Origin of the sequence: Luteolibacter sp. SL250, assembly GCF_026625605.1 — a bacterium.
Classification (GTDB): Bacteria; Verrucomicrobiota; Verrucomicrobiia; order Verrucomicrobiales; family Akkermansiaceae; genus Luteolibacter.
Genome location: NZ_CP113054.1, coordinates 1,143,403 through 1,168,943, shown reverse-complemented (window position 1 = coordinate 1,168,943; position 25,541 = coordinate 1,143,403). Strand labels below are relative to the sequence as shown.

Genomic DNA, 25,541 nt, shown 5'->3' with positions numbered 1-25,541 from the left:
CCGTCACCCCCTCCGCTCCCGCAGCGTTCCCGCCAGCAGCGCCACCAGCACGCTCGTGCCAATGAGCAGCCCCAGCGCCCCCCGCAGGCCGATGCCCTGTGCCACGAACCCGATCAACGGCGGCCCGATCAGGAAGCCCAGGTAGCCCATCGTCGTCACCGAGGCCAGCGCCACACCGGTCCGCACCCCGGGCATCCGGCCTGCGGCGGAAAAAACGCATGGCACCACCGTCGAACAACCCGCCCCCACCAGGCCGAACCCCACCAACGAAGCCCACGGCCACGAAGTGCCCACGGCGAGAACCATCCCCGCAGCCGCCAGCAACCCGCTGATCCGCACCAGCGGCACCGCGCCGAGCTTCGCCACCAGCCAGTCACCGGAAAACCTGCCGACGGTCATCGCCACGGAAAACGCCGCGAAGCCCGCCGCCGCGAAGGCCTCCGTCGCCCCCAGCGTCTTGTGGAGAAAGACGCCCGTCCAGTCCGCCATCGCCCCCTCCCCCAGCAACACCGCCACCGCCACGATGCCGAGCGGAACCAGCGCCTTCGGTGGCAGCACGAATCCACCGCCCTCCGCCGCGTCATGGCGGTCCTGTCCCTGCAGCAGATAGCGGCACCCGAACAACGCGCTCCCGCCCAGCAACACGCTCACCAGCGTGAAGTGCCACAGCGGCGGCCAGCCCAGCCACGCCATGACGATGCCGAAGCCTGCGCCGAGCAGCCCGCCGAAGCTGAACATGGCGTGCATGGAGGACATCACCGGCTTTCCATGGCCGCGCTCCACCACCACCCCCTGGGCATTCATCGCCACATCCAGCGCACCATGTCCGCAGCCGAAAAAAAACAGTGCCGCTCCCAGCGTGACCACATCCGGACACAGGGCCAGCAACGGCAGCGCCGCCGAAAACGGAACCACCCAGAACAGGCACAGCCGCTCACTGCCGAACCTGCCGTTGAGAATGCCCACCAGCGGCATGGTCACCACCGCCCCCGCCGCCACACACAGCAGGGCCGCGCCCAGAACCGCGTGGCTTAGCCCCAGCTCCTGCTGGATCAACGGGATCCGTGACACCCATGAGGCAAAGATGGCGCCGTTCATGAAGAACAGGAAACTCACCGCCAGCCGCGCCTCCAGCAACCGTCCCGCCCCGAAGCCCGCCGCGTTTCCCTGCTGGTTGTCCATCCGTGCAGGAACCTATCAGGCACTCCCCCGCCCGCAAGGTCGCATCACCGGTTGACCGCGGAACATCCCGCATCCTTACTACCCACCGCCGCCCATGGAACCCCGCACCATCCACCACCCTGCAGGAGCCGTCACCGCCCGCACCCCGAAGGTCGCGGACATCCCCGCGATGATCCGGCTCCACCGCAGTTGCTTCCCGCCCAGCATGGGAACGGACGAAGCATGGCGGGAGGACCAGCTCCGGTCCCACCTGAAGGTCTTCGAAGACGGGCAGGTGATCGTGGAGCGGGATGGGGAAATCATCGGTGTCTCCTCCAGCCTGATCGTGACCATGGGCCGTGACCCGCTCCGCCATCACACCTACTACGGCATCACGGACGATGGCTATTTCTACAACCACGATCCCAAGGGTGACACCCTCTACGGCGCGGAGGTCTATGTGGACCCCGCATGCCGCCGCCAGGGCATCGGCGCGATCCTCTACGGACTCCGCCGGGAACTCTGCAAGCGGCTGAACCTGCGCCGCATCCTCGCCGGGGGACGGCTGTGGGCCTATGAGCAGTATGCGGCGAAATACACCCCGGAGGAATACGTCCACGCCGTCCAGGACGGCATCGTCCGGGACCCGGTCATGGGCTTCCAGCTCAGCGAGGGATTCGTCGTCCGCGACGTGATGCCCAACTACATCCGCGACCCGCGCAGCAGGAACTACGCGACCCTCATCGAGTGGCTCAACCCACACTACCGCCAGCCTCCGGAAGGAGAGGACCGCAAGGTGCGCGTCGCCTGCGTCCAGTACTCGATGCGGAAGATCAACAGCTTCGACGACTTCGCGGAGCAGGTCCGCTACTTCGTGGAGACGGCGGGGGAGGACTACGGCGCGGACTACGTCCTGTTCCCGGAGTTCTTCTCCGTACAGCTCCTCTCCGCCATGGACCCCACCGGCTCCCGCGAGGGCATCCGTCGCCTCGCGGACCTGACCCCGCAGTTCCGCGAGCTGATGTCCACCCTCGCCCGCCAGCAGGGCCTCCACCTCATCGCCGGTTCCCATCCGGTCCTGCAGCCGGACGGATCCCTCCAGAACGAGGCCATGATGTTCCGCCCGGACGGCACCTTCGTCTCCCAGCCGAAGCTCCACATCACTCCCTCGGAGCGGACTTGGTGGGGCATCAACGGCGGCCGCTCCCTCCTCGTCATCCAGACACCGAAGGCGAAGATCGGCATCCTCATCTGCTACGACGTCGAGTTCCCGGAAGCCGCCCGCTACCTCGCGGAGCAGGGCGTCGAGATCCTCTTCGTCCCCTACTGCACGGACAACCGCCAGGGCTACCTGCGCGTGACGAAGTGCGCCGCCGCACGCGCCATCGAGAACCAGATCTACGTGGTCACCACCGGAGTGGTCGGAAACCTGCCGGACGTCCCGGCCATGGACATCCACTACGGACGCGCCGCCGTTTTCACCCCCTCGGACTTCGAATTCGCGCGCGACGGCATCCAGGCGGAGGCGGACCCCAACGTGGAGACCATGCTGGTCACCGACCTGGACATCACCGACCTCTACCGCAGCCGCGAGGCCGGGTCGGTCACGCCACTGATGGACCGCCGCCGGGACCTTTTCGAACTGAGGGTCAACCTGGTCTCCGACGACGCGCCCTGACGGTACCTCACGTGCAGCCCCGCAGGAGGAAGAGCACCAGCAGCACCGGGATCGGCACGCCGATGAGCCACAGGAGGATCCATCCGATCTTGCCGGATTCCATTTTCCAGCCCCGGGTTCCCCGGGTGGGTGAGGTCGTCATTTTCATGGGTTCAGGGGCGGTGGGTTGATTCCGCCACCCAACCATTCCGCAGTCCGCATTCCATACGGATTCAACGGCATCCGATGCGATTGAGGCATGCAAAAGACGCGCTTCGCCCCCGCAGGAGTGCGTTTTGCCAACCGCCCGGTCATCTGTCTCCGGGCAAAGGCATTCTCCCCCAATGGAATCTGGAATGTCCCGGAATGGCACGCGGCGAGCGAGGATAAACGGCCCCGTCCCATGTCCCGAACCAGGTTCCAACAGCCAGCCAGCCGTGAACTCGACCGCAACTCCCTTCGATCGCCATAAGCGTATCACCCTCCTCTTCCTCAAACACGCACCCCTGCGCAACGCCCCTCCGGATGAGCGGGCGGCAAAGGCCCTCGCGGATGACCTTGAAAACCTGGGCGCTCCCTTTGCCCGGGCCTGCCGCCTGCTGGCGCTCCGCGGCGACCTGCTGCCGCCGGAGATCCTGGGCGCCTTCGCCAAGCTGGACGAGTCCCGCTGCCGGGATGAGGACGGCGAGGCGGAGTCCATGGAGGTCATCGACAAGGTGCTGGAGGATGAGATCGGGAAAAAGGCGCTCCGTGCCTTCGCCTCCTTCCACCCCGTGCCCCACCGCTTCTCCGGCGCGGGGCAGGTCCACCTCGCAACCCTGCACGACGGCCGCCGGGTGTCCGTGAGGGTGCAGCGCCCGAAGGCCCGCCAGCGCATCGTCCGGGATCTGGACACTCTGGCGGAGATCGCCGCCTTCATCGATGACCCTTCCGGCCGTGGCGGCCTCCACCGGTTCTCACGCTTTGTGGACCGCCTGCGCATCACCACCCTCCGGGAACTGGACTACCGCCATGAGGAAACGTCCCTCCAGGAACTCCGGGAAAAACTCAACGGCTACTCCCGCCTCCGCGTCCCCCTGCCCGTGCCGGAGTTCTGTTCCGGACGGGTGCTCACCACCGAGTCCATCGACGGGACGGAGGTGTGGGAGACCCCGCCGAGATCCACCGGGCACTCCAGGGACCTGGCGGAACAGCTTCTCGGAGGCTACCTCGACCAGATCGTCGTCCATGGACTGGTCCACCCCCAGCCGCATCTTGAAAATCTGCTGCTCACCGGGGATGGTGAACTCGTCATCACGGAAGCAGGGGGAACCCTGAAACTCGGGTCCGCCACACGCCCGGTGTTCTGCTTTCTGCTCCACGCGCTTTGCTCGCGGGACCCACAGGCCGTACGGGAAGCTTCGCTGCGCCTTGGCCGTCCCCACGGTGATGATACCGTCCCGGATGCCGCCGCATTCTCCGCAGCCATCACGGAAGCCCTGGCGGAAGAAAACCTCAAGGAACGTCTCCGGGCCGTGGCAAAGGCATCCGCCACCGCAGGCAGGCCATTCCCCATGGCCATCTGCCGCATTGCCGACCTGTTCGGGAATCTCCGCATGAGCGCGGAGGCCATCCACCCACACTTTGACACGGAACGGTTCATCGCCGCGCACATCGCGGAGCAGATGGAGCAGATCCGGGAGAACACCGTCCCGTTCCATTCCACATCCGCCGCCTGATTTGACGGCACCCGGCGGATCCCCTATTCTTTCCATCACCCTGCATGCCTCTCGCCCGCCTCCTCCTCCCCGCCACCTGCTGCCTGCTTGTCGGCTCCTGCTCCCATCTTTCACGGAACGCCCGCAATTCCACCGAACAACGCCCCCAGGCCACCGACCTCCTCACCGGCGCGGGGAACCTGGGCATGGGGCTTTTCCGCGGAACCGCCGTCAGCGCCATCCGGCAGCCGGTCACCACCGCGACGCTGGGCGTCTCCGTCCTCTGGCACCGTCCGCGTGAGATCGTCTCCGCGAATGTGAGCGTGCCGCTGAAGCTGGCCCTCACCCCACCGCCTGAGGAAAAGCCGGGCACCATGGCGTTCGAGAAACTCCTCGACGAATCGAACATCCCGAAGGCGAAGTCCGGAAAGCTGACATGGCTGGTCGATGGCAAACGGTTCTTCCCCGACCTCGACCGCGAGATCGCCGCCGCGAGGAACTCGGTGGACCTGCAGGTCTATATCTTCGACAACGACGACATCGCCGTCCGCTACGCGGACAAGCTCAAGGAACGTTCCAAGGACGTGGAGGTCCGCGTGATGTTCGACGACATGGGCAGCTCCTTCGCCCAGACCTCCCCGCCGGAGACTCCCGCGCCGAAGGGATTCACCCCTCCAGCCAACATGCCACTCTACCTCCGGTCAGGATCGGAACTGGAGGTGCGCCGCACCCTCAACCCCTGGCTGGTGGCGGACCACTCGAAGCTCATCCTGGTGGACAACCGCGTCGCCTACATCGGCGGCATGAACATCGGCCGCGAATACTACAACGAGTGGCATGACCTGATGATCCGCATCGAAGGACCCATCGTCGCGGACTTCCAGCGCGACTACAACCGCACCTGGCGGAAGGCCGGCCCGTTCGGCGACTTCGGCCTGCTGCGCCCGCCCAGATTCACCCAACGCGTTCCACCGGTGGGTGATGGAGCCCCCATCCGCATCCTGCGCACGGATCCGGCGGAGGGCCGCTACGAGATTCTCAAGGCCACCCTCATGGGCATCCGCGCGGCGCAGAAGCGGATCTGGATCCAGAACCCCTACGTCGCCCATGACGACATCACCATGGCCATTGAGGAAGCCGCCCGCCGCGGTGTCGATGTCCGCATGATCCTGCCGGCGCGCGGCGACTCCACCATCATGGACGTCGCCAACATCGACGTCGCCCGGCGCCTCATCGAAGCCGGGGGGAAGGTCTACAACTACCCTCTCATGACCCACATGAAGGTGATGATCTGCGACGACTGGGCCTGCGTCGGATCCGCGAACCTGGACACGCTCAGCATGCGCATCAACCGCGAGCTGAACATCGCCTTCCGCGACCCGGGAGAGGTGCAGGAACTCATCGACAAGGTCTTCCTGCCCGACTTCCGCATCTCCCCGCGCCGCAAACTCAGCCAGACGCAGTCCCCCATCGCGCCCATCGCGGAGGCCATCGCGGACCAGCTTTGAGCCTACAAACTTGACCTCAGTTTCAAATGGCGGAGCAGCGGATTCCACGGCATCTATCCCCGCATGACGACACGCGGGGACACCCACAGCAAAACGATCGGCTACCTGACCTGGCTTTTCGGTTTCACAGGTGCGCACCGTTTCTACTACGGAAAGCCCGTGACCGGAGTGATCTGGTTCTTCACCTTCGGCTTGCTGGGCATCGGCTGGATCATCGACCTGTTCCTCATCCCCTCCATGGACCGGCAGGCGGACCGCCGTTTCACCGCAGGGCGCTATGACTACTCGGTCGCTTGGATCCTCCAGACCTTCCTGGGAACCTTCGGCATCCACCGGTTCTACCTGGGAAAGATCGTCAGCGGCGTCATCTGGCTGCTCACGCTCGGCCTTTTCGGCATCGGCTGGCTCTATGACTTCTGCACGCTGAACAGCCAGGTGGACGAGCGCAACCGGGCGGCCTGATCAAACTACCGGCGCGCCCGCCGGGAGACGAGGGTCCGCACGATGATCCAGACCACCATCAGGGAGGAAATGGCAACGATGGTCCAGCCGTTGCGGGACATTCCCGCAGAGGTGGCCCCGCCCGTCGTTCCTCCGCCTGTGGGAGCAGGGACAGGCGGACGACCCAAGATGGAAATGATCGACTCCACACCTCCCTCGATGGCCGCTTCCCGGCCATCGTCCGCCACTACGGCGAGCATCTCCGAAACCACCCGCGCCCGCTCAGCCTCCGGCAGACGGAGTGAAGCAGCACTCCCCGCCAGGATACGAATGGTCCGGTCATCACAGGCTGCCAGCAGCATCGCCCGCTCCTGTCTTTCCGGTCCCGGCAGCCATCCGTCGAACATCCGCCGCGTGAAATCCGCGGCATCCTCCCCTTCCGGGAGCCCGGGAAGGATGGCCACCAGCAGCTTCCAGCCGGTCTTCCTCTCCAGCCGGTCCAGCCTCAGGTCCAGCGCGGAGTAACTGTGCGCCCCCAGCCACCCGGCATCGTCATGGACGTAGCGCGGCAGCGGGCTGGGCGGCGGCGGAGCGGAAAGCGCATGCCCGGCCATGGCCAGGAACACCGCAACAACGGCTGACAGGATTTTTCCGGGATGGGAAATGCGCATGGTACCGAACGTCAGCCATGGATCGCATCCGGCAACCCGGAAACCTCATCCACCACCGCACCCGGCACGCCCTCCAGCAATGGCGCGCGGTCATGATAGCCCCACGTTACGGCAATGGACTGGATGCCCGCATTCCGGGCCGTCTCCAGGTCGATGGTCGAGTCCCCGACCAATATGCAGTCCTCCGGTGGCAGCCCGAAAGTCCGGACGATCTCCAGCGCCCCCGCCGGATCCGGCTTGTGCGGGATGCCCTCCTTCTGCCCGACCACCGCGTCAAAGCGGATGCCGGGAAACAACCGCTCCACGATGACGGTGGTGAACGGGTGCGGCTTGTTCGACAGCACCGCCATCGGGTGGCCCTTCGCCCGGAGTTCCGCCAGCACCTCCGGCACTCCCGGAAATGGCTCCGTCCCGTCCTGCCAGTGCAGGTCGTAGTGCGCCTTGAACGCCAGCTCGATGGCCGCGATGGCTTCGTCCGGGGAGTCCTGCGGTGCCGCCCGCTTCGCCAGCACCCATGATCCGTTGCCGATGAACCGCCGGACTTCCAGGCTGCCGTGGGTGGCGAATCCCATTCCGGCCAGGGCATGGTTCAGCGACGCGGTGATGCCCGGCAGGGAGTCCACCAGGGTGCCATCCAGATCGAAAAGGAGACCTTGTTTCATGCAATCCATGGTGCGGGGTAACACCCGGCTCCGGAAGCACATTATCCCCCGGAGAAAGATCGCCCGCGGGTGCCCCGTAGCGCAGCCTCTCCATCACATCCCCATGACCAAGAAACTCAAGATGATCGCGTTCGCCACCCTGGCATCCCTTTCCGGGCTCCAGGCTGCCGAACCCGCCAAGCCGCTGAAAGTCCTGCTCGTCCTCGGCGGCTGCTGCCATGACTATGCGAAGCAACAGTACCTTCTCTCGGACGGCATCTCCGCCCGCGCCAATGTCGATGTGCAGATCGAGTATTCCCCCGACAAGGGCACCAAAGGCAAATTTCCGATCTATGAGAAAGCCGACTGGGGCAAGCCGTTCGACGTGGTCATCCATGACGAATGCTGCGCCGATGTGAAGGACCAGCCCTATCTCGACAACATCTTCAACGCCCACAAGGAAGGTCTCCCGATGGTGGCACTCCACTGTGCGATGCACTCCTACCGCAGCGGCCCGTTCCAGAGCCCGATGAAACCGGACGCCCCGCAAGCGGGTTGGTTCAACATCCTGGGCCTCCAGTCCTCCGGCCACGGCCCGCAGAAACCCATCGCCCTCAGCTTCGTGGACAAAAAGCATCCGATCACCGTCGGGATGGAGGACTGGACCACCGAAAAGGAGGAACTCTACAACAACGTCCACGGCATCGAGGGCAACTTCAAGAACTGGCCGGACGCCCACCCGCTCATCGAGGGCAAGCAGGACGCCGGTGACCAACCCGGAAAGAACCACGCCGTGGTCGCCTGGACCAACATCTACGGGCCGAAGAAGACGAAAGTGTTCGGCACCACCATCGGCCATAACAACACCACCATCCAGGACGCCCGCTATCTCGACCTGATCACCCGCGGACTGCTGTGGGTCACCGGAAAGCTCGATGAAAACGGCAAGCCGCTCCCCGGTTACGAAGCGGTGAAAAAATAAATAAAAAATAAGAAAGAGATGAAATAACATCTCCCGACCGGCGTAATATCGCCTGTCGCAAGACAAAGAAGGCGGTCCGCCTGACGGCTCCAGGTTAAGGGTTTTTCCTCGGAGCAAGTCAGACGGATCGCTTCTTTTTATGTGTCATGACATGGTAAAATCCAGCCATGCCCACAGGTTTCAGATAACTCCCAGACTTCCGGAATATCTCCCGGATCCCCCTCCAGCTCTAACCTTCTGCGAGGAAAACCTCCGCCCCCTGCGCGGCCGCGAGCTTCCTCCCCGTCTCCCGGTCCGCGATGCAACAGGCCGTGGCCAGCGCGTCGCTGGTGGCGGCGTTCACGGCGATGATCGTCGCTGACACCGGTCTCGTCAGGCCGAGTCCGGTGGCCGGGTCCACGATATGGGAGTAGCGCACGCCCCCGATCTCGATGAACTGGCGGAGATCCCCTGAGGTGGACACCGCCTTGTTCCGCAGGACCAGTTCCGCCGCATTCCGGTCCACGTCCCGGTTGCGGACGCCGATGTTCCATCCCTCCTTCCCGGGAGGTGGATCCCCCATCCGGACATCCCCGCCGGCGGTGACGGAACTGCACGGCACTCCATGTTTCCCTAAAATCGCCAGCATCCGATCCGCCGCCTGCCCCTTCGCGATTCCTCCCAGATCCAGCCGCATGTCCGGCACGGTGAAGGTGGCGGTCGATTCCGCGGGATCCAGCACCAGCTTCTTCCAACCGATGGCAGCCTTTGCCTTCGCCAGGGTTGCGGCATCCGGCAGCGCCTTCCTCCGGCGGGATTCCCTCCACAACCGGGTCAGTGGGCCGACGGTGGGGTCGAACAGGCCACCGGTCTTCTCCGCCTGCGCCCACGCTTCCTCCAGCAGGCCGAACAGCAGCGGGGATACCCTCACCGGCGTGCCGGGCGGCACCTTTCCGATGGAAAGCAACTCGCTGTCCGCGATGTAGTCGGACGCGGCCTCGTTGATCCTGTCCGCCTCCGCGAACGCGGCGGCCACGGCCTTTCCCACAAGCTCCCCTTCCTCATGGTAACAGGTAACCATGAAACGCGTGCCCATCAGGCCGCGCTGGAACCGGTAACCGCCCTCCGGAGCGGCTCCCGCCCGGGGCAACCCGAGCGCGGCGGCAATCAGGAGCAGGGTTCTCCGGCGCGTCGGCATGGCGTCACTCCGTCGGCCCCGGACCCTGGTTCCAGTAGGCGTGCATTTCCTCCGCCGTGGGCGTCTTCAGCGGCCGCACGATGCGGAAGCCGAGGAATGGAGCGTTGGTGAAATACCAGAGGGACTTGGGGATCTGGGGGTCGATGACCTTCCACATCGGATCACTCCCCACGCGGGCGGCGCTGCGCAGGAGTTCCACCTTGTCGGACTCCCAGTTGCCACCGCGGACGGCGGTCGGATAGCGGTTCGGCGCGGGGACGAAGGAAGCGGCATCCCCGTCCTTCAGCTTCGAGTAGGCGTCCGGCAGGTATTGGTCGAGCACGTGCTCGGACACGTTGCCGTGCATGTCATGGAGGCCCCAGGCATTCGGTTTCTTCGTCCCGACTTTCTGGTAGCTGTATTCCGAATTCTCCGCAAACCAGGCGTACTCGCCGAGTTTCGACGCGTCATCGCCGAAGCTGTAGGCGGTGGTGGTCCCGGCGCGGCAGGCATACTCCCACTCCGCCTCCGTCGGCAGGCGGTAGAAGTGGCCGGTCTGCTCGCTGAGCCATTCGCAGAACTTGTTCGCCGCGTGGTGGGTCATGCCCACGGCCGGGTAGGCTTTCGAGTAACCTTCACCCATCTCGAAGTGCATGGGCATGTAGGGCGGGGTCGGCTGGGTGATGGAGTCGTTCAGCGTCTCGCCATCCCCCACCGTCGGAGCCTCCGGAGTCATGATGTTGGAGTCCCGGTTGAGCGAGCCGTTCTTGTTGCGGCTCTTTCCGTTCTCCATGAAGGGACGGTAGATGTCCCAGGTGATCTCCAGCTTGCCCATCCAGAACGGCTCCACTTTCAGCTTCCGCTGCGGGCCTTCGTCGTCCTTGCGGCCCGCCTCGGACGCCGGGGAACCGATGGTGAACTCACCGCCCGGGATCGGCACCAGGTCGTAGGTCGCATTTCCCGCCAGGGTGGCCGTCTCCGTGTACGCCTTCATCGAGGCGGCATCCCCATCCGCCTTTTTCGCGATCTTTTCGTGGATCGCTTTGGTCGTTGGCAACAGGTCCGGATGCGGAAGCTCCGCGGCGACGGCGGGAAGAATGGACAGGGCGATGAATGGAAACGTGCGGATCATGGATCTGGGAAAAAGGATGTCTCGGAAACGGAAATCGTGGGGCAGGATACGGAAAATAACGCGGAATTTATCAGAAGCGGCGGCTCGCGGGATGCCGGAGCTACTGGTTTCCGTCCGCACTCCGGTCCCAGAACGCGAGGAAGAAGATCACGGCGACCACGGCGGCCATCCCTGCCGGGAAAAGCCAGAAGGCCTTCCACTGGCCGGATGCTTCGCTGAGAAGCCGCGCATCCACCTGCGGCAGCCCCACGGAGAACATCCGCGCCAACTGCTGGCCGAAGGAAAGTTCCACCACCGGAGAGGCCGTGGTGATCGCTTCCGCGAGCGGTCCGTGTGCGGAAAGATCCGAAGCCATCTTCGCCCCGGCGATCTTGTAGCCGAAATACATACCGACGCCCTGCGTGAAGAACACCAGCATCGACTGGACCTGGCTGCGCACTGTGACCGGAGCCTTCTTGTCGGCATAGATGAAGCCCGTCACGAAGAAGAAATCATAGCAGATGCCATGAAGGGCGATCGCGAGGAACAACATCCACACCACCTGATCCGGCGCCCCGAACGCGAACAGCACATACCGGAGGACCCACGCCAACATTCCCACGAGGATCATCCACTTCACCCCCAGCTTCCGGAAGAAAAAGGGAATCAGCAGCATGAAGATGATCTCGGACATCTGCCCGATGCTCATCGAGGACGCGGGCTGGCGGAACCCCATGTCCGAAAGGAACACGGAAGTCGTTCCATAGTAGTAGGCCAGCGGGATGCAGATCAGCGTCGAACAAATGATGAAAACGAGGAAGGCGGGCTTCGCCAGAAGCTTGAAGGCATCCACCATGAGGAGCGAGCCGAGGTTGAGCGGCTGGCCCTTCGCCGGAGGTGGCGTGTTCGGCAGGAAAAACGAAAACACACCCAGCGCCACCGAGGATGCACCCGCAAGGAGGAACATGTTGGGGCTCTTCGACCACCCGAGGAACCCGGTGATCAACCCGGCGGCGATCCATCCGATGGTCCCCCAGACCCGCAGCGCGGGGAATTTGCTCTGATCACTGATGCTGGCGAAAGCGATCGAGTTCCCCAATGCCAACGTCGGCATGTAACAAAGCATGTGGACCAGAAAGAGCGTCTTCACGGCCTCCACATCCCCACCCTTCAGGTGGCCGGGCACCATGAACATCGCGACACCACCGACCAGCAGGAGTACCCCCATCACCCTTTCCGACGAAAAGAAGCGGTCCGCCACCAGCCCGAGGAACAACGGCGCGATGATCGCCGCGATCGGCGCGCTGCCATAGGCCGCCGCGATCGCCCCCGCCATGCCATTCGCATCAAGACAGGCCCCCAGGGTGACGAACCAGGATCCCCACAGGAAAAACTGCAGGAACATCATGAGGGACAACCGGAAGGTGGTGGATGTGCTCGAATTCATATCGGGTGCGGATTGGCTCTCTCTACGGAGAATCCCGGGGATTGTTCATCTCTCCCGGATGAAGACAACCCGATTGGCTGCGGACCACGGAAAAACATCCAAAGTCGCCGCATTCCGCCAATTGCCCCGCCTCCCATCAGCCGGAGACCCCCGCCGTTCATCCGCCGAACTGGATGATCACGCCTTTTTTCGCCCACTCGGCGGAGATCTCCTTCTCCAGCTTTTCATACGTGCCTCCGCCGAGCAACGACTGCACCGCCGCCTCCCCCGCCGCCCCGCTTTGCAGGCCCTCGAGGAATGCCCTCATCCTCAATCCCTTCCCCCCACCCTCCATGTGGAAAAAATAGTGGGTCACCAGCAGTCCCAGGGCGTAGTTGGTCCCCGCGTTCGCGCCGGAAAACTCGCTGTAGTCCATCAGGAATAGATGGCGCAGCCGCGGCGCGGAGATCCGCGTTCCCAGGTTCCGCCCACCCAGTCCGCCATTCCCCGTGGAAGTGACATACGACTTCACCGAGTTCCCGTGGATGTCCGGGGCGAAGTAACCCCAGCTATACGGCGTCGCCGCCATGTACTCCGCCAGTCCCTCGCTGAACCACCCCCGGGCACCGGGACTATAATAAGCGAACGGCGTGAGCTGGTGCGCCAGCTCATGGATCAGCACCAGATTGGAAACCCTCGCATCCAGGCTGTAGCCCGTCCCACCTTTCTTCAGCCCAAGGCTTTCCATCGGCACCATCACGATGTTCCTGGCCGGCACATAGCATCCCGCGGATCCCGGAGGACCACCCGCCCGGATGTAGGCTGGCATTTCCCCGAACAGCAGGATGTCCAGTTTCCGCTCCCTCCCGCCGGCGGACATGGAAAGTGGCAGCGCCCGCGCATACAGGCGCGTGGTCTCGAACATCACGGAGAAATTCCGCAGCGCGTCATCCGTGATCCGCGCATCCGCCGTGAACCGGTAGCCCGGGCTTTCATAGACATAGCGCCCGGTCTTCGCGTCCTCCAACACCACCTTGCACGAGGAGGCGCCATCCATCCGCACCTCCCGCGGCCACGGCGCACCGAAGTTCCGCGGCACCGGCTGCCCGCCACTCCCCGATCCCGCCCCCGGCCTGCGGATCGGCATCGACGTGGCGAGCTGCCTCACCAGATCCGCCCGGTCCGCCGCAGAAAGATCCGCCACCGCCATCGTGAAGGTCCGCCCATCCGGCAACGACAGCACCACCTTCTCCCCCTCCATCTCCACATACTCCGCCTCGAACGCCCGCCCGAACCGGTCCGTCCATGTCTTCGCAAACACCCCGCCCGTCAGGGACAGGAAAATGCCCACGACGATTCCGATGATGGTTCGTGTCCGGTTCATGATCCGCTTCGATGGCATGTCCGCGCGATCATCCCGGATCCATCATGACTCCGCACGGTCAAATTTCCCACGCGATCGTGGGAGGAGGCTCCCGATCCATCCAAGCTTCCTGCTCTCCAGGAATGGATTTCATGGCGAATAGATCACCCGGAAGCGACCGAACTGCTTCGGGGGATTTCCGGGAACAATGTATTCAAAGGTGGCTCTGTGGTATTTGGCGTCCAGGGGTGCGGTGGTCATCGTCACACCGGACGGAACTGGACCGAACACAAGCCCGGAGCTGACCTGCAGGCGGTAGTCCAGTTCCTCGCTGTCGAAACGGAAGATCGTTTCCGCGATGAATTTGAAGGTCGCGCCATGCTTCACGATCCTGCACCGTGGTGTTCCTCTCGTCGAGGTGGCCAGATCGCCGATCCGCTGGTTGTCCGCCAGATTCGGGTTCATGTTGAACGCCATCTCCTCGAAGTTGAGGACCCCGTCACCATCAGGATCCTCCAGAGGGAGAGTGTCATCCCCGCTGAGACCGAATGAAGCTGCATAGGCCTGCACCTCATTCACCTCCTGTGACCAGAGGATGTGATCCCCACGGTAACTCGAAGCGAATAAATCCACGGCTCCGTCGCCGTTGAAGTCCCCTGCAACCACATCGGTGGTCGCCTGATCGGTGAAAGTGGGGTTCACCCGCGAGAAAAGCCCGGTCCCGTCGTTCAGGAAAAGGCTGTCTCCGGCAGCAAAGGCACCACCCCGGCCCAACCAGAAATCCAGGTCTCCGTCACCGTCATAGTCGAGGACCGCCGCGGTGGAGGCGGAGGAGTCATTGAAATCCTGGCCATGGGCCACGAACGTCCCGGAGCCGTTGTTGGACCAGATCTTGCTTCCACCGCCATCGATGGCGAACAGGATGTCATCCTTTCCGTCGCCGTTGAAATCCGCGACGACGGCCTTGCGGATCGCTCCGCTCGCCAGCGACTGGCCGCTGTTGGCAAAAGTCCCGGAACCGTTGTTGAACCACACCGTGGCAGGCTGGTTGGTGTCCCCCACGACCAAATCCGGAAAGGCGTCATTGTTGAAGAATCCGAAAGCGACCGTGCGGGTTTTTCCGGAGCCCAATCCGTCGGTGACCACGAATGTCCCGTCCCCGTTGTTGCGGTGGATTTTGTTCGGGATGTTGGGATTCCCGAAGCGGCTGGTCCCGACCACCGCATCCAGATCCCCATCACCATCGATATCCGCCGCCGCCACCGCATAGGCGGGTTCCCCGCCAAGAGTTTGGGATGATGCGGTGAACTGGCCGCTCCCATCACCGAACCACAGCTTGTTGGACACGCCATCCCCGGTCCCCACCGCGAAAAGATCCTGATGGCCGTCGGCATTGAAATCACCGCACGCGATGCCTCTTGCGTTGTTGTCAAACCCGAGGGGAAGGATGCCGCGCTCCGAAAAGCTGCCGCCTGTGTTTTCCATGATGCGGACCGCCGCCGAATCCGTCCCCAGCGCGATGTCGGGATCCCCGTCACCGTCAAAGTCCCCCTTCGCCACGCAGTTCACCGCAGTCCCACCGATGCGCTGGCCGGAATCCTTGAACGGCCCGCCTTCCGCCGAAGGAACCCGCTTCCACACCTCGCTGGCATCACTGCCGCCCGCGATGAAGCAGTCGCTATCCCCGTCACCATCCAGGTCCGCCATGGCAAGGTTCATCGCCCTGATGTGTCCCAGGATATGGCCGGAGCGGGTGAACAATGCCGCCCCGTTGTTGAGCCAGATCTCGTTCGGCTGGCTCATGTTGTTTCCGACAATCACATCCATGTCGCCGTCACCGTCAATGTCCTCGGGGAGAACATCGAAGGAATAGAGGGTTCCGAGGTCCTGCACGGTACGGGTGAAAACACCCGCCCCATCGTTGAGCCAGACTTCATTGTCATCTTCGAACGGGGGATTGAAGCCATCCGCGACAAACGCGTCCTGATCACCATCACCGTCAAAATCCGCGAATGCGATGCAGAAGGTCGCGCCACTCCCGATGGTGTGGGCACTCTGGACGAAGCTCCCGGCGCCGTTGTTGGTGAAGATGAGGTTGGGACCGTTGCAGGCCAGCACGATATCCTGCCGCCCATCCCCGTTGACGTCCACGACCGCTGCATTCGTGGCCGCAGCGTCACCTGGGAGCGTCTGGCCGAAGGAGAAAATACCCGCTCCATTGTTCAACCAAAGTTCCGATGCTCCCCCACCATTCGTGGGCAGGACAGCATCCCGGTCACCATCGCCATCAACGTCCGCGACTACCACCGACCTGCGCGAATTGAATCCCCCGACGTTCTGGCCGCTGTTGGTGAAAACCCCCGCTCCATCGTTCCAGAACACCTGGCAAGGACTGCTGCCCGCGAGAAACAAATCAAGATCTCCGTCCCCATCAAGATCCGCCAGCTCACCGGCCGCCGCCAGCGGAAGGGTTCCCATGACGGAACTGGAGGTGAATTTGCCCGTCCCGTCATTCACCAGGACCAACGACGGATCGAGCAACTGAGCCAGGACGGCGTCCACATCTCCGTCTCCATCGATATCCCCCAGTGCGACATCCAGCCCCGTGGTCCCCCGCGCGTCCCCCTGCCATGCAACCTGGAACTGCCCGTGAAGCGGAAGGATCAGCGCAGCCAATGCGAACAAGGTATTTTTCATCAGATGATGGGGTAAGTTACCCGATACTCCCCCCAATCCCGCTATCCCGTCCATCGTCCGAAAGAACTACGGAGATGCTCTCATGCGATCTGCTGCCATGACTCATTGTCATCGATTCTCCGCAAAATTTGGTCGCCTTGCGCCGCCCGCATCCCTAAAAGTGGGAGAACCGCATCCAAATGTTTCCCTCCGGACAAACAAAGTCGCTCGGCATGGCGTCGATCGACACCCTTGGCAGGACGATCCTGCGTCTCAACGATCTCTCGTTGCCGGACGGGGAAATCTTCGAACGTCTTGTCGAAGACATCGGCAGGCTCATACCCAACTCGACGGTATGGCTCGCTTGCTCGGACATCCGCGAACGGGCGATCACGAGCTATCTTGGTCCATGGGCAGGGCAAGCGGCAGCCCTCGCCCCTGCCTTCGGCCGCCATATCGAGTCCCACCCGCAGTTCATGGCCCTGTGCCACGGGACCGCCGCTCCTGTTGATGCCGTCTCCGACTACATTTCCCTCAACCAATGGCGGGCGACCGGCATGTATGATGAAGTCCTGCGCGTGGCTGGAGCCCTGGACCAGCTTTCATCCAGCCTCCCCCTCAACGAAGACCTTTCCTTCAGCATCGTCGTGAACCGTGATCGCTGGGGGTTCACCGCGCAGGAACGCGCCTTGCTGGGCCTCATCATGCCTCACGTCGTCCTGGCCTGGCGCAACCGGATGCTTGTCAAGCGAACCTCCCCGATCCCGGCCCCACCCGATGAGGCCTCCGCCGGCTTCCACTGCAAGATCATCTGTGATTCATCGGGAAACATCATCCAGGCCACGGAGTCCGTCCTCCGATGGCTTTCCTCCGCATTCGGCGCCAAGCGTTCGCACAAGCTTCCTGAAAACATCCTGCACTGGCTCCGCTTCACTTTGAAGGAAAGCCCCATCACCATCCCTCCGATCCTCAACATCCGGACACGGCGCGGATTCCAACTGGACGTCAGCCTTTCCGCCGGATCGCCCTACGATCTCCACACCATCAGCTTCCAGAGGACGGCAGGAAAGGCCGAGGCCCGGGCGATCAAGCTCACAACACTAGGTCTCAGCCTGCGGCAGGCGGAGGTCCTCCAGTGGGTGGCCGATGGGAAAACCAATGAGGAAGTCGGCATCATCCTCAACATCAGCCGCTTCACCGTCAAAGCCCACCTCCGTGCGATCTTCGAGATCCTCATGGTCGAGAACCGCAATGCGGCATCCGCGATCGCTTGGAAGATCCTGTCCGAATGACGGCCATCCGATCATCGCATCAAAAAGCGAAGGCCGGCCACTTCCGTGACCGGCCTTCATTTGGTACAAGGGCTGGGATTCGAACCCAGGACCAATTGGTTAAAAGCCAACTGCTCTACCGACTGAGCTACCCTTGCGTTGTGTGTCTGCCCTTGCGGACGGGCGGGAGAAATAGTGACCACCCCGGGGCTGCGCAAGCTCATTTCTCAAAAAATTTCGCGGACCATTGAGGCGAAGCTGCGGAGGTCGGTGGTGGGGCGGTCGAGGATGAAGGCCCGCACACCGGCGGCTGCGGCGGCCCCTCCGTCCGCGTCACGACTGTCACCGACGAGGACGGCGTGTGACGGAGGAACGGAGAAGTGGTTCATCGCCGTTTGCAGGAGGACGGGTGACGGCTTGCGGGCGGAGACGTCGGCGGAGGTGAGGATGAGGTCGAACCATTCCGCGAGGCCGAGTTCTTCCAGCACCCGGTGGAGCCGCCGGTCGAAGTTGGACACGACCGCCATCCGGAAGCCCTGCTTCCTGAAATCCGCGAGCACCTCCACCACTTCCGGAAACACGGTCCATGCGCTGCCTGCGGCGTAGTGGTCGAAGAGGGCCGCGAAGCATTCGCCGAAGCCGGGCGCGCCGCGGTCGATGCCGGCGGTCTCCGCGGTCACGGCCACGACCTCCCGCCACCAGTCCCGCTCCGCGTCATCGCCCGGGCCGTGGCCGAAGCGTGGCTCCCCGATGCCGGAGAAGGCCTTCCTGAACCCGGCCTTCAGGATCTCCTCCTCCACCTCCCAGCCGTAGCGGGAGAAGTGGCGGCGATAGACGGCGGCGACCGGCTCCGCGGGTTCGATGAGTGTTCCAGCGGCATCAAAAAGGAGGAGTTCCGTCCGTGGCATGGAAAAGGGAAGTCAGGGATGGGGGGATGCGGCAAGCTGGAGTGTGCGGTGGGAGGAGAAGAGGAAGACTGCTGCGGGACGCAGCAGCCACGGGTGAAGATGCCGGTCTGGAGACCGGCGCTCCCAGCCGTAGCCATTGGCACAGCCGGACTTTCGGCTTGCAAGCGGGTTTTGCCCATATTAGAAGGGTGGCCGCACAACTTCTGACGCAAGTAGGAGTGGGTCTCGCACCCACTCTTTTGCGTCTCTACACATCATCCGCGTCGATCCCGACCCAGCAAGCCATGACCAACGACATCGTCGCCCTCATCGAATACTACGAAAAGGAAAAAGGCATCGACCGCGCCAAGGTTGTCGCCGCGCTCGAGTTCGCTTTCATTTCCGCCTACCGGAAGATGGTCCCCGGTGCGGAAGCCATTGAGACGCTGCGTGCGGATGTGGACACGAAGAAGGGTGAGACGAAGATTTTCGCATCCCTGAATGTCGTCGCGGACGGCGAAGTCACCGACAAATTCAACGACGTCCCCCTCGCCGTGGCGCAGAAGCGCAATGTGGGCGCCCAGCCGGGAGACGTCATGGAGTTCAACGTCACGCCGAAGGACTTCGGCCGCATCGCCGTGCAGACCGCGAAGCAGACGATGATGCAGCGCCTCCGCCAGGCGGAGAAGGAGATGATCTATGAGGAGTTCAAGGACCGCGCGGGCGACATCGTCTCCGGCACCGTCCGCCGCTTCGAGCGCAACGACGTGATGGTGGACCTCGGCAAGTTCGAGGGCATCATGCCGAACCGCGAGCGCGTGCAGGGTGAGGACTACAACATCGGCGACCGCATCCGTGCCTACGTGCTGGCCGTTGAGAATGAGGGCCGCGGCCCGGAGATCATCCTTTCCCGCAGCCACCCGAACTTCGTCCGCCGCCTGTTCGAGGCGGAGGTGAATGAAATTTCCGACCGCACCGTGGAGATCCGCGGCATCGCCCGCGAAGCCGGCTTCCGCACGAAGGTGGCCGTCTGGAGCAACGACCCGAAGGTCGATCCCGTCGGTGCATGCGTCGGCATGCGCGGCGCGCGCGTGAAGAACATCGTCCGCGAGCTGAACAACGAGAAGGTGGACATCATCCGCTGGAGCGAGGATCCGAAGGAATTCGTCCGCGAAGCGCTGAAGCCCGCCGAACTCCGCTCCATCACGGTGGATGCCGACGCGAAGATCGTCCACGTGACCGTCGATGAGGCCGACCTCAGCAAGGCCATCGGCCGCAAGGGCCAGAACGCCCGCCTTTCCTCCCGCCTGATGGGCTGGGACGTCCAGGTCCGCCGCGACGAGTCCAAGGAGGAACAATTCAAAGAAAAAATCGGTGGCGCGGCCCACACGCTGGGTGAACAGCTCGGCATCACCGATGAACTGGCCGAGAAGCTCACCCTCGCCGGTGGCTTCAACCCGGAGATGATCGTGGACATGCCCGCCGATTATATTGCCGGAACCCTGGAAATTTCCGATGATGAGGCGGAAGCAATCCTGGTCCGTGCCCGCGGCCTCGTTGGCTGATAATTTTCCCCGCTGAACAGATTACCGACTCCACTCGTATAGAACCGCCGGATGCCCCAAAATAGCGACAGCACCCCTGAAAAACCCAAGGTCCTCGATCTCCTCGACGGCACCAAGAAACCTTCGCGCCGTGAAAGGCAGCGGAAGGAGGCGGAACCACCGCCACCTCAGGTAAGCAAGGTGGAAGCCGCGAAGAAGAACGCGCTCGATCTTTTCGCTGACGACAAGAAGCCAAAGGTCAAGAAGGCGGCAAAAACCGGAAAATCCGTCCTGCCCACGATTTCAAAGTTGCTGGAAGACGAAGCACCCGCCCCCGCACCGGAGCCGGTCGCAGAGACTGCCCCGGAGCCTGTTGCCGCACCCGCCGCGGAGGCATCGACCGCCGCAGAGCCCGCATCCGACGATCCGAAGCTCATCATCATCAAGCCACCGATCATGGTGCCGGAACTGGCTGCCCGCCTGGGTCTGAAGCCGTTCCAGATCATGGCGGACCTGATCAAGCTCGGTGTGTTCATCGCACCGACCCAGCCGCTCGAACCCGAAATCGCCGCAAAGGTGTGTGAAGCCCACGGCTTCCACTTCGAGCGCGAGAAGCGGGACAAGGACAAGGGCTTCCACAAGGTGGAGGAAGTCATCAAGGAGCCGGAGGCACCCGTCTCCCAGCCGGAAGAACTGCTGAAGACCCGCCCGCCGATCATCACGATCATGGGCCACGTTGACCACGGGAAGACCTCCCTGCTCGACTACCTGCGGAAGACCCGCATCGTCGCGGGGGAAGCCGGTGGCATCACCCAGCACATCGGCGCCTACCAGGTGGAGCACAACGGCCAGCTCCTCACCTTCCTGGACACTCCGGGCCACGCCATTTTCTCCGACATGCGCGCCCGCGGCGCGGACATCACGGACATCGTCATCATCGTGGTGGCCGCCAACGACGGCATCATGCCGCAGACGGTGGAGGCCATCAAACACGCGAAGAAGGCGAACAAGACCATCATCGTCGCGATCAACAAGATCGACCTTCCTTCCGCCAACGTGGAGCGCGTGAAGACGCAGCTCGCGGAGAACGGCCTGCAGACCACGGACTACGGCGGTGACACCGAATTCGCCGAGGTTTCCGCCCTGACCGGCAAAGGCATGGACGACCTGCTGGACCTGATGATCCTCCAGTCCGAAGTTCTGGAGCTCAAGGCGAACCCGAAGGCGACGGCCCGCGCCGGCGTCATCGAGGCCCGCGTCGTTCCCGGCCGTGGCACCACCGCCACCGTCATCGTGGAGTCCGGCACGCTCAAAGTCGGCACCCCTTTCATCTGCGGACCCTACTCCGGAAAGGTGCGCTCCCTCATCAACGACCGCGGCCAGGCGATCAAGACCGCGCCTCCGGGCACCCCGGTCGAAGTCATCGGCTTCGAGGAACTGCCGAACGTCGGCGATCACATTTCCGAGATGAAGAACGAGCGGGAGGCGAAATCCCTCGCCACCGAGCGTCAGGAAGTGCAACGCCTCGCCCGACTGAAGCCCCAGCACCGCAACCGCATGGAGGATCTCTACTCCATGGTCCGGGACGGCGGCGGCAAGGCCCAGCTCAAGATCATCCTCAAGTGCGACGTCCAGGGCTCCGTCGAAGCGATCAAGAAAGCCATCCTCACCATCGAGTCGAAGAAGGTGGAGTGCACCTTCATCACCGCCGCCGCAGGACCGATCACCGAGTCCGACGTCGCCTATGCGGAGTCCGCGGAAGCGGTCATCCTGGGCTTCAACGTCAAGGTGGAGGCAAAGGCCGTGAAAGCGGCGAAAGCCGCCGGTGTGGAGATCAAGCTCTACTCGATCGTCTACGAACTCATCGACCAGGTGCGCGAGGCCATGCTCGGCCTGCTTGAGCCGCTCAGCCGGGAAACCGTCATCGGCCACGCCGAAGTCCGCCAGGTCTTCAAGGTGGGCCGCAACCGTGCGGCGGGTTCCTACGTCACCGACGGACGGATCCACCGCAAGGCGCACGCCCGCGTCATCCGCGGCGGCGTCCCCGTCTTCGACGGCCGCATGTCCACCCTCCGCCGGTTCCAGGACGAGGTCGAGGAGGTCAAGAACGGCTACGAGTGCGGTATCCGCCTCGGCGAGTTCAACGAATACCAGGAAGGCGACGTCATCGAGTGCTACAAGCTCGAGAAGATCCCGCAAACGCTCTGAGGGGTTGATGGTCTTTGGTTGAGGGTTGAGAGTGAAAAGAATCAGGGCAACCTGATTCCTTCCGCTCTCTCCAAAATCAAGTCTCATCTATTGACCACTCCGATGTTTCGCCTTGCAGTCTGCTCGCTCATTCTCGCTGCCGCGGCGATTTGCGGCTGTGGTCGATATTTTGCGCCGGACATCAATCTGGAACGCCATGCAACTGAAGAAGAGATCGAAGGCCGGTGGATGCTTGCCCCGACGACCTTGGACCTCGCCAGGCGGGACGGCTATCGCCCTGAGACCGGATATCTCCATGAAATCGTTTTTCACGAAAACGGAACCTGCGATTTCCGGTCCATCATTCCAAACATCGGCGGTGTCGCAACTTATCACGACCTGCGAGGCCGCTGGGAGCTGAGACACGATGCAAAGACTTCCGGCGGGAAAACGATAAAGAATGAAGTGAGCATCGAGGCCGGACAATATAGTCTGCGTCTGGGCGTCACAGAAGAAGACAAGACGTTGTGCCTCTGGGAATTCTGGGGCGATCCCGATTCATGGGAATTTCTCAAATATCAGAAAACCGACAAACGCCACTCCGCTCCATCACCCTGAGCATTCCAGTTCTCGACTTTCAACTCTCAACTCCCAACATCTTCCCATGTCCCGCCGCCTTGACCGAGTCAATGAACTGCTCCGCCGTGAGATCGGCTCCATCCTGCAGAAGGATTACGAGTGGAACGGCAAACTCGTGACCGTCGCTGAGGTTGAGGTCACCCAGGATCTGAAGGAGGCGAAGGTCTGGATCAGCGTGCTCGGCGGCTCCTCACAGCCGGTGATGGAGAAGCTCAACAAGCAGCACGGTGACATCCAGAAGAAGGTCATGAAACGGGTGGTGCTCAAGACCACGCCGGTGCTGGCCTTCCGCCATGACGCCTCCGCCATCCGTGGCGTGGAGATCGTCAACCTCCTCGAGGAGGTGGACAAGCTGCCGAAGGCCCCGGAAGAGGATCCGCCGTCTCCCTGAACCGCATCCCGCCATGGCCCGGTTCCGTCTGGAAAGACCCGCGGACACGGACAAGGCCGCCCTGTTCGCCATCCACGAACTGCTGTTCAAAGAGCAGATCGCACAGGTATGGGGCTGGGATGATGAATGGCAACGCGCCAACTTCGATGAGGAGTGGGAGCGTGTGGAGACGCTCGCCATCCATGATGGCACGGGCCTCGCCGGCTATCTCCAGACGGAACGGCATCCGGACCACATCTACGTCCTGAACCTCGCCCTGCTGCCCGCCTCCCAAGGATGCGGAACCGGAGGCGAAATCATCCGCCTGCTGAAGGAAGAGGCACGCAACCTTGGAACGTCACTCCGCCTGAGCGTGTTCCACATCAATGACCGCGCTCTCGCGTTCTACCTCCGGCACGGTTTCCGGATCGGGGAATCCACCGAGACTGGCAAGAAGCTGGTCTGGCAGGGAGCATAGGCGGCACGAGCGGCCGTCTATTTCCCGCTCATTTTCTCCAGCCGCCGGTTCGCTTCGGCAAGCTGCCTGTCGATCTCCAGCCGCCCCGGATGGTTGTCACCATAACCGCCGTCGATCAGGCGGATCCGCTCATCCTCCAGTTTCGTGCGGTTCCGTTCCAAGAGCTTCCGGTACTCCTCGTCCCTGATCTGCGGCGTCCGCTTCTCGATCATCTGGATGCCGGTTTCGATCCGCCGGATGGTGGGATGCCTGTCGCCGAATCCCTCCGCCCTTCTCAGGCCCAGCTCCAGTTCCAGCTTCACCAGCCTGAGCTGGTCTGCTGGCGGGGCGCCCGCGATGGATGGGAGCTGCTGCAGAAGCAGAAGGCACGACACGAGGGAAATCGCTTTCATGGGTTCGTCCGGTTTAATCGCTCGGCTCCTAGTTACCCTACTAACTTTGTGATGCAAAGCCAAATTTCACCCATCTGATCTCAGCCTCGCCTCCCTCTCCAATTCCGCGTTGGCATAGCCATCCGTGAGGCACTGCAGCAGGTAGGTACGCATGAACGCGCCGATGCCACCCATCCTCCCATACTGCTCCACATGGACCAGCTCATGCGGCAGGGACCACTCCTGTCCGTGGAGGAGATAGATCCCCCTGCCCAATGCCATGCCTCCCGGAGCGAACACCGGCAGGCCACACTTCGCCGCCAGATCCGCGAAAAAGGCGGGTACTGGCAACGGGATCCGCTCCACCCTCAATACCCGAACCTCGTCCGCATGAACGATCCCCAGGGAACCGGCGAACTCCAACTCCCGCGGACCGAGCGGCGCTCCCTCACGCAGTATCCTCCGCTGCTGGTCCTCCGCCCAGCGGGTGACCGACGGAGCCAGTCCGTCCACCAAGGTCAGCGCCAGTGCATGGGGGAGATTCAAACCAGCCCAACATCGCGGATATCGTGAAAATGAAAACAACCAATCATCGCGGCCCGTTCCTCCCCGTGATAGGTACGGCTGATGAAACGCCTCGCCGACGATATCTGGATCAAAGGCTATCCGCTGTCCGTACTGGGCACCCACCATGGGAGGAACGTCACCGTCATCCGCCTTTCCAGCGGAAAGCTCGTCATCCACTCGATGGCCCCTTTCCCCACCCCGGATGTGGAGGGCATCCGCGCCCTCGGGGAACCCGGCTGGCTGGTGGAGTCCATGCTGCTGCATGACACCTACGCGGGCGAGGGCCGCCGCCTTTTCCCCGGCATCCCCTTCCTGGGGCCTCCCGGTTTCAGCAAGATCGTGGGATTTCCCGTCGAGCCTCTCCATCCCGGCCCCATGGAGTGGCAGGGGGAGATCGAGATCGTCCCCATCCGCGGCGCGCCGAAGCTGGAGGAACAAGCGATGATCCACCTCCCGTCGCGCACACTCATTCTGGCGGACCTCATCTTCAATTTTCCGGCGGACGAAAAAGGCTGGGACCGTTTCTTCCACCGCCACATCGCCGGGTTCAGACGCTACCCCGGCATGAGCCGCGTTTTCCGGCTGTTCATCAAGGACAAGACCGCCTTCCTCGAATCCATCGACGAACTGCTGGAAAAGGACTTCGACCGCATCATCGTGGGCCATGGGAATGTCATCGAGACGGATGGCAAGGCACTCCTCGTCCGCGGCCTGCGTGACGCCGGGGTCTATTGAGC

The 25,541-nt window shown here is 63.0% G+C and carries 24 protein-coding genes and 1 tRNA gene; 12 read left to right on the top strand and 13 right to left on the bottom strand.

Going from position 1 to position 25,541, the window contains the following annotated elements:
- Nucleotides 1-3 precede the first annotated feature (3 nt).
- Entirely contained in the window at nt 4-1,182 is a 1,179-nt protein-coding gene (locus tag OVA24_RS05190; RefSeq protein WP_267674126.1) for an MFS transporter, read from the bottom strand.
- Nucleotides 1,183-1,276: 94 nt separating this feature from the next.
- Here OVA24_RS05190 and OVA24_RS05185 point away from each other — a divergent pair, with 94 nt between their 5' ends.
- Nucleotides 1,277-2,839, top strand: a complete 1,563-nt coding sequence (locus tag OVA24_RS05185; RefSeq protein ID WP_267674125.1) for a bifunctional GNAT family N-acetyltransferase/carbon-nitrogen hydrolase family protein — start codon at nt 1,277-1,279, stop codon at nt 2,837-2,839.
- Between the two features lie 7 nt (nt 2,840-2,846).
- On the opposite strand, the gene OVA24_RS05180 is transcribed toward OVA24_RS05185, so the two are convergent.
- Entirely contained in the window at nt 2,847-2,987 is a 141-nt protein-coding gene (locus OVA24_RS05180; RefSeq protein WP_267674124.1) for a hypothetical protein, read from the bottom strand.
- 268 nt (nt 2,988-3,255) lie between these two features.
- Between OVA24_RS05180 and OVA24_RS05175 the strand changes: the two genes are divergently transcribed.
- The 3 genes from OVA24_RS05175 (at nt 3,256) to OVA24_RS05165 (ending at nt 6,485) form a co-directional block, all read left to right on the top strand.
- Nucleotides 3,256-4,536, top strand: a complete 1,281-nt coding sequence (locus tag OVA24_RS05175) for an AarF/UbiB family protein (RefSeq protein WP_267674122.1) — start codon at nt 3,256-3,258, stop codon at nt 4,534-4,536.
- 44 nt (nt 4,537-4,580) lie between these two features.
- Nucleotides 4,581-6,023 carry a phospholipase D-like domain-containing protein gene (locus OVA24_RS05170; RefSeq protein ID WP_267674121.1) on the top strand — a complete coding sequence of 481 codons (1,443 nt, stop codon included), beginning with the start codon at nt 4,581-4,583 and terminating at the stop codon, nt 6,021-6,023.
- 63 nt (nt 6,024-6,086) lie between these two features.
- The gene (locus tag OVA24_RS05165) at nt 6,087-6,485 is read left to right on the top strand and encodes an NINE protein (RefSeq protein WP_267674120.1); all 399 of its coding nucleotides are present in this window, start codon (nt 6,087-6,089) and stop codon (nt 6,483-6,485) included.
- A 5-nt stretch (nt 6,486-6,490) separates the two neighbouring features.
- Here the strand turns inward: OVA24_RS05165 and OVA24_RS05160 are convergent, their stop codons facing one another.
- Together OVA24_RS05160 and OVA24_RS05155 are read right to left on the bottom strand one after the other, a co-directional pair.
- On the bottom strand, nt 6,491-7,135 hold the full coding sequence (locus tag OVA24_RS05160; protein ID WP_267674119.1) for a TPM domain-containing protein: 645 nt from the start codon (nt 7,133-7,135) through the stop codon (nt 6,491-6,493).
- A gap of 11 nt (nt 7,136-7,146) precedes the next feature.
- On the bottom strand, nt 7,147-7,797 hold the full coding sequence (locus tag OVA24_RS05155; protein ID WP_267674118.1) for an HAD family hydrolase: 651 nt from the start codon (nt 7,795-7,797) through the stop codon (nt 7,147-7,149).
- Between the two features lie 103 nt (nt 7,798-7,900).
- Between OVA24_RS05155 and OVA24_RS05150 the strand changes: the two genes are divergently transcribed.
- Entirely contained in the window at nt 7,901-8,758 is an 858-nt protein-coding gene (locus OVA24_RS05150) for a ThuA domain-containing protein (RefSeq protein WP_267674117.1), read from the top strand.
- Between the two features lie 229 nt (nt 8,759-8,987).
- Here OVA24_RS05150 and OVA24_RS05145 read toward each other — a convergent pair whose 3' ends face one another.
- The 5 genes from OVA24_RS05145 to OVA24_RS05125 form a co-directional block, all read right to left on the bottom strand.
- Nucleotides 8,988-9,935 carry an FAD:protein FMN transferase gene (locus tag OVA24_RS05145; protein WP_267674116.1) on the bottom strand — a complete coding sequence of 316 codons (948 nt, stop codon included), beginning with the start codon at nt 9,933-9,935 and terminating at the stop codon, nt 8,988-8,990.
- A 4-nt stretch (nt 9,936-9,939) separates the two neighbouring features.
- Complete coding sequence (locus OVA24_RS05140) at nt 9,940-11,046, bottom strand: formylglycine-generating enzyme family protein (protein ID WP_267674115.1); 1,107 nt, start codon at nt 11,044-11,046, stop codon at nt 9,940-9,942.
- Nucleotides 11,047-11,146: 100 nt separating this feature from the next.
- Complete coding sequence (locus OVA24_RS05135) at nt 11,147-12,472, bottom strand: MFS transporter (RefSeq protein WP_267674114.1); 1,326 nt, start codon at nt 12,470-12,472, stop codon at nt 11,147-11,149.
- Nucleotides 12,473-12,629: 157 nt separating this feature from the next.
- Nucleotides 12,630-13,835: a hypothetical protein gene (locus OVA24_RS05130; protein ID WP_267674113.1), complete on the bottom strand. Its 1,206-nt coding sequence runs from the start codon at nt 13,833-13,835 to the stop codon at nt 12,630-12,632.
- Between the two features lie 129 nt (nt 13,836-13,964).
- Complete coding sequence (locus OVA24_RS05125) at nt 13,965-16,511, bottom strand: FG-GAP repeat domain-containing protein (RefSeq protein WP_267674112.1); 2,547 nt, start codon at nt 16,509-16,511, stop codon at nt 13,965-13,967.
- 179 nt (nt 16,512-16,690) lie between these two features.
- Here OVA24_RS05125 and OVA24_RS05120 point away from each other — a divergent pair, with 179 nt between their 5' ends.
- Nucleotides 16,691-17,782 (top strand): helix-turn-helix transcriptional regulator, encoded by a 1,092-nt coding sequence (locus OVA24_RS05120; protein ID WP_267674111.1) that lies wholly within the window; start codon nt 16,691-16,693, stop codon nt 17,780-17,782.
- A gap of 61 nt (nt 17,783-17,843) precedes the next feature.
- Here the strand turns inward: OVA24_RS05120 and OVA24_RS05115 are convergent.
- Both OVA24_RS05115 and OVA24_RS05110 read right to left on the bottom strand, forming a co-directional pair.
- Nucleotides 17,844-17,919 (bottom strand) — tRNA-Lys (locus OVA24_RS05115).
- Between the two features lie 69 nt (nt 17,920-17,988).
- Nucleotides 17,989-18,669, bottom strand: a complete 681-nt coding sequence (locus OVA24_RS05110; RefSeq protein ID WP_267674110.1) for an HAD-IA family hydrolase — start codon at nt 18,667-18,669, stop codon at nt 17,989-17,991.
- A gap of 284 nt (nt 18,670-18,953) precedes the next feature.
- Between OVA24_RS05110 and nusA the strand changes: the two genes are divergently transcribed.
- From nusA to OVA24_RS05085, 5 genes are all read left to right on the top strand, one after another.
- The gene (gene nusA / locus OVA24_RS05105) at nt 18,954-20,213 is read left to right on the top strand and encodes a transcription termination factor NusA (RefSeq protein WP_267674109.1); all 1,260 of its coding nucleotides are present in this window, start codon (nt 18,954-18,956) and stop codon (nt 20,211-20,213) included.
- A 51-nt stretch (nt 20,214-20,264) separates the two neighbouring features.
- Nucleotides 20,265-22,400 (top strand): translation initiation factor IF-2, encoded by a 2,136-nt coding sequence (gene infB / locus OVA24_RS05100; RefSeq protein WP_267674108.1) that lies wholly within the window; start codon nt 20,265-20,267, stop codon nt 22,398-22,400.
- Between the two features lie 102 nt (nt 22,401-22,502).
- Nucleotides 22,503-22,997: a hypothetical protein gene (locus tag OVA24_RS05095; protein WP_267674107.1), complete on the top strand. Its 495-nt coding sequence runs from the start codon at nt 22,503-22,505 to the stop codon at nt 22,995-22,997.
- Nucleotides 22,998-23,043: 46 nt separating this feature from the next.
- Nucleotides 23,044-23,409, top strand: coding sequence for a 30S ribosome-binding factor RbfA (gene rbfA / locus OVA24_RS05090; protein ID WP_267674106.1), 366 nt, complete (start codon nt 23,044-23,046; stop codon nt 23,407-23,409).
- Between the two features lie 13 nt (nt 23,410-23,422).
- Nucleotides 23,423-23,866: a GNAT family N-acetyltransferase gene (locus OVA24_RS05085; protein WP_267674105.1), complete on the top strand. Its 444-nt coding sequence runs from the start codon at nt 23,423-23,425 to the stop codon at nt 23,864-23,866.
- A 17-nt stretch (nt 23,867-23,883) separates the two neighbouring features.
- Here the strand turns inward: OVA24_RS05085 and OVA24_RS05080 are convergent, their stop codons facing one another.
- Nucleotides 23,884-24,258 carry a hypothetical protein gene (locus OVA24_RS05080; protein WP_267674104.1) on the bottom strand — a complete coding sequence of 125 codons (375 nt, stop codon included), beginning with the start codon at nt 24,256-24,258 and terminating at the stop codon, nt 23,884-23,886.
- 66 nt (nt 24,259-24,324) lie between these two features.
- The gene (locus OVA24_RS05075; protein WP_267674102.1) at nt 24,325-24,783 is read right to left on the bottom strand and encodes a hypothetical protein; all 459 of its coding nucleotides are present in this window, start codon (nt 24,781-24,783) and stop codon (nt 24,325-24,327) included.
- Between the two features lie 81 nt (nt 24,784-24,864).
- On the opposite strand from OVA24_RS05075, the gene OVA24_RS05070 reads away from it, so the two are divergent.
- A complete protein-coding gene (locus OVA24_RS05070; RefSeq protein WP_267674101.1) occupies nt 24,865-25,539 on the top strand; it encodes a hypothetical protein in 675 nt (224 codons plus the stop codon).
- Nucleotides 25,540-25,541 lie beyond the last annotated feature (2 nt).

What these genes read in the sequence shown, in the direction of transcription:
- rbfA (WP_267674106.1), top strand. Translation starts at nt 23,044, where the DNA reads ATGTCCCGCCGCCTTGACCGAGTCAATGAACTGCTCCGCCGTGAGATC.
- OVA24_RS05085 (WP_267674105.1), top strand. Translation starts at nt 23,423, where the DNA reads ATGGCCCGGTTCCGTCTGGAAAGACCCGCGGACACGGACAAGGCCGCC.
- nusA (WP_267674109.1), top strand. Translation starts at nt 18,954, where the DNA reads ATGACCAACGACATCGTCGCCCTCATCGAATACTACGAAAAGGAAAAA.
- OVA24_RS05125 (WP_267674112.1), bottom strand. Translation starts at nt 16,511, where the DNA reads ATGAAAAATACCTTGTTCGCATTGGCTGCGCTGATCCTTCCGCTTCAC.
- OVA24_RS05080 (WP_267674104.1), bottom strand. Translation starts at nt 24,258, where the DNA reads ATGAAAGCGATTTCCCTCGTGTCGTGCCTTCTGCTTCTGCAGCAGCTC.
- OVA24_RS05170 (WP_267674121.1), top strand. Translation starts at nt 4,581, where the DNA reads ATGCCTCTCGCCCGCCTCCTCCTCCCCGCCACCTGCTGCCTGCTTGTC.
- OVA24_RS05150 (WP_267674117.1), top strand. Translation starts at nt 7,901, where the DNA reads ATGACCAAGAAACTCAAGATGATCGCGTTCGCCACCCTGGCATCCCTT.
- OVA24_RS05190 (WP_267674126.1), bottom strand. Translation starts at nt 1,182, where the DNA reads ATGGACAACCAGCAGGGAAACGCGGCGGGCTTCGGGGCGGGACGGTTG.
- infB (WP_267674108.1), top strand. Translation starts at nt 20,265, where the DNA reads ATGCCCCAAAATAGCGACAGCACCCCTGAAAAACCCAAGGTCCTCGAT.
- OVA24_RS05110 (WP_267674110.1), bottom strand. Translation starts at nt 18,669, where the DNA reads ATGCCACGGACGGAACTCCTCCTTTTTGATGCCGCTGGAACACTCATC.
- OVA24_RS05120 (WP_267674111.1), top strand. Translation starts at nt 16,691, where the DNA reads ATGTTTCCCTCCGGACAAACAAAGTCGCTCGGCATGGCGTCGATCGAC.
- OVA24_RS05070 (WP_267674101.1), top strand. Translation starts at nt 24,865, where the DNA reads ATGAAACGCCTCGCCGACGATATCTGGATCAAAGGCTATCCGCTGTCC.
- OVA24_RS05135 (WP_267674114.1), bottom strand. Translation starts at nt 12,472, where the DNA reads ATGAATTCGAGCACATCCACCACCTTCCGGTTGTCCCTCATGATGTTC.
- OVA24_RS05095 (WP_267674107.1), top strand. Translation starts at nt 22,503, where the DNA reads ATGTTTCGCCTTGCAGTCTGCTCGCTCATTCTCGCTGCCGCGGCGATT.
- OVA24_RS05130 (WP_267674113.1), bottom strand. Translation starts at nt 13,835, where the DNA reads ATGAACCGGACACGAACCATCATCGGAATCGTCGTGGGCATTTTCCTG.
- OVA24_RS05160 (WP_267674119.1), bottom strand. Translation starts at nt 7,135, where the DNA reads ATGCGCATTTCCCATCCCGGAAAAATCCTGTCAGCCGTTGTTGCGGTG.
- OVA24_RS05185 (WP_267674125.1), top strand. Translation starts at nt 1,277, where the DNA reads ATGGAACCCCGCACCATCCACCACCCTGCAGGAGCCGTCACCGCCCGC.
- OVA24_RS05155 (WP_267674118.1), bottom strand. Translation starts at nt 7,797, where the DNA reads ATGAAACAAGGTCTCCTTTTCGATCTGGATGGCACCCTGGTGGACTCC.
- OVA24_RS05165 (WP_267674120.1), top strand. Translation starts at nt 6,087, where the DNA reads ATGACGACACGCGGGGACACCCACAGCAAAACGATCGGCTACCTGACC.
- OVA24_RS05180 (WP_267674124.1), bottom strand. Translation starts at nt 2,987, where the DNA reads ATGAAAATGACGACCTCACCCACCCGGGGAACCCGGGGCTGGAAAATG.
- OVA24_RS05140 (WP_267674115.1), bottom strand. Translation starts at nt 11,046, where the DNA reads ATGATCCGCACGTTTCCATTCATCGCCCTGTCCATTCTTCCCGCCGTC.
- OVA24_RS05145 (WP_267674116.1), bottom strand. Translation starts at nt 9,935, where the DNA reads ATGCCGACGCGCCGGAGAACCCTGCTCCTGATTGCCGCCGCGCTCGGG.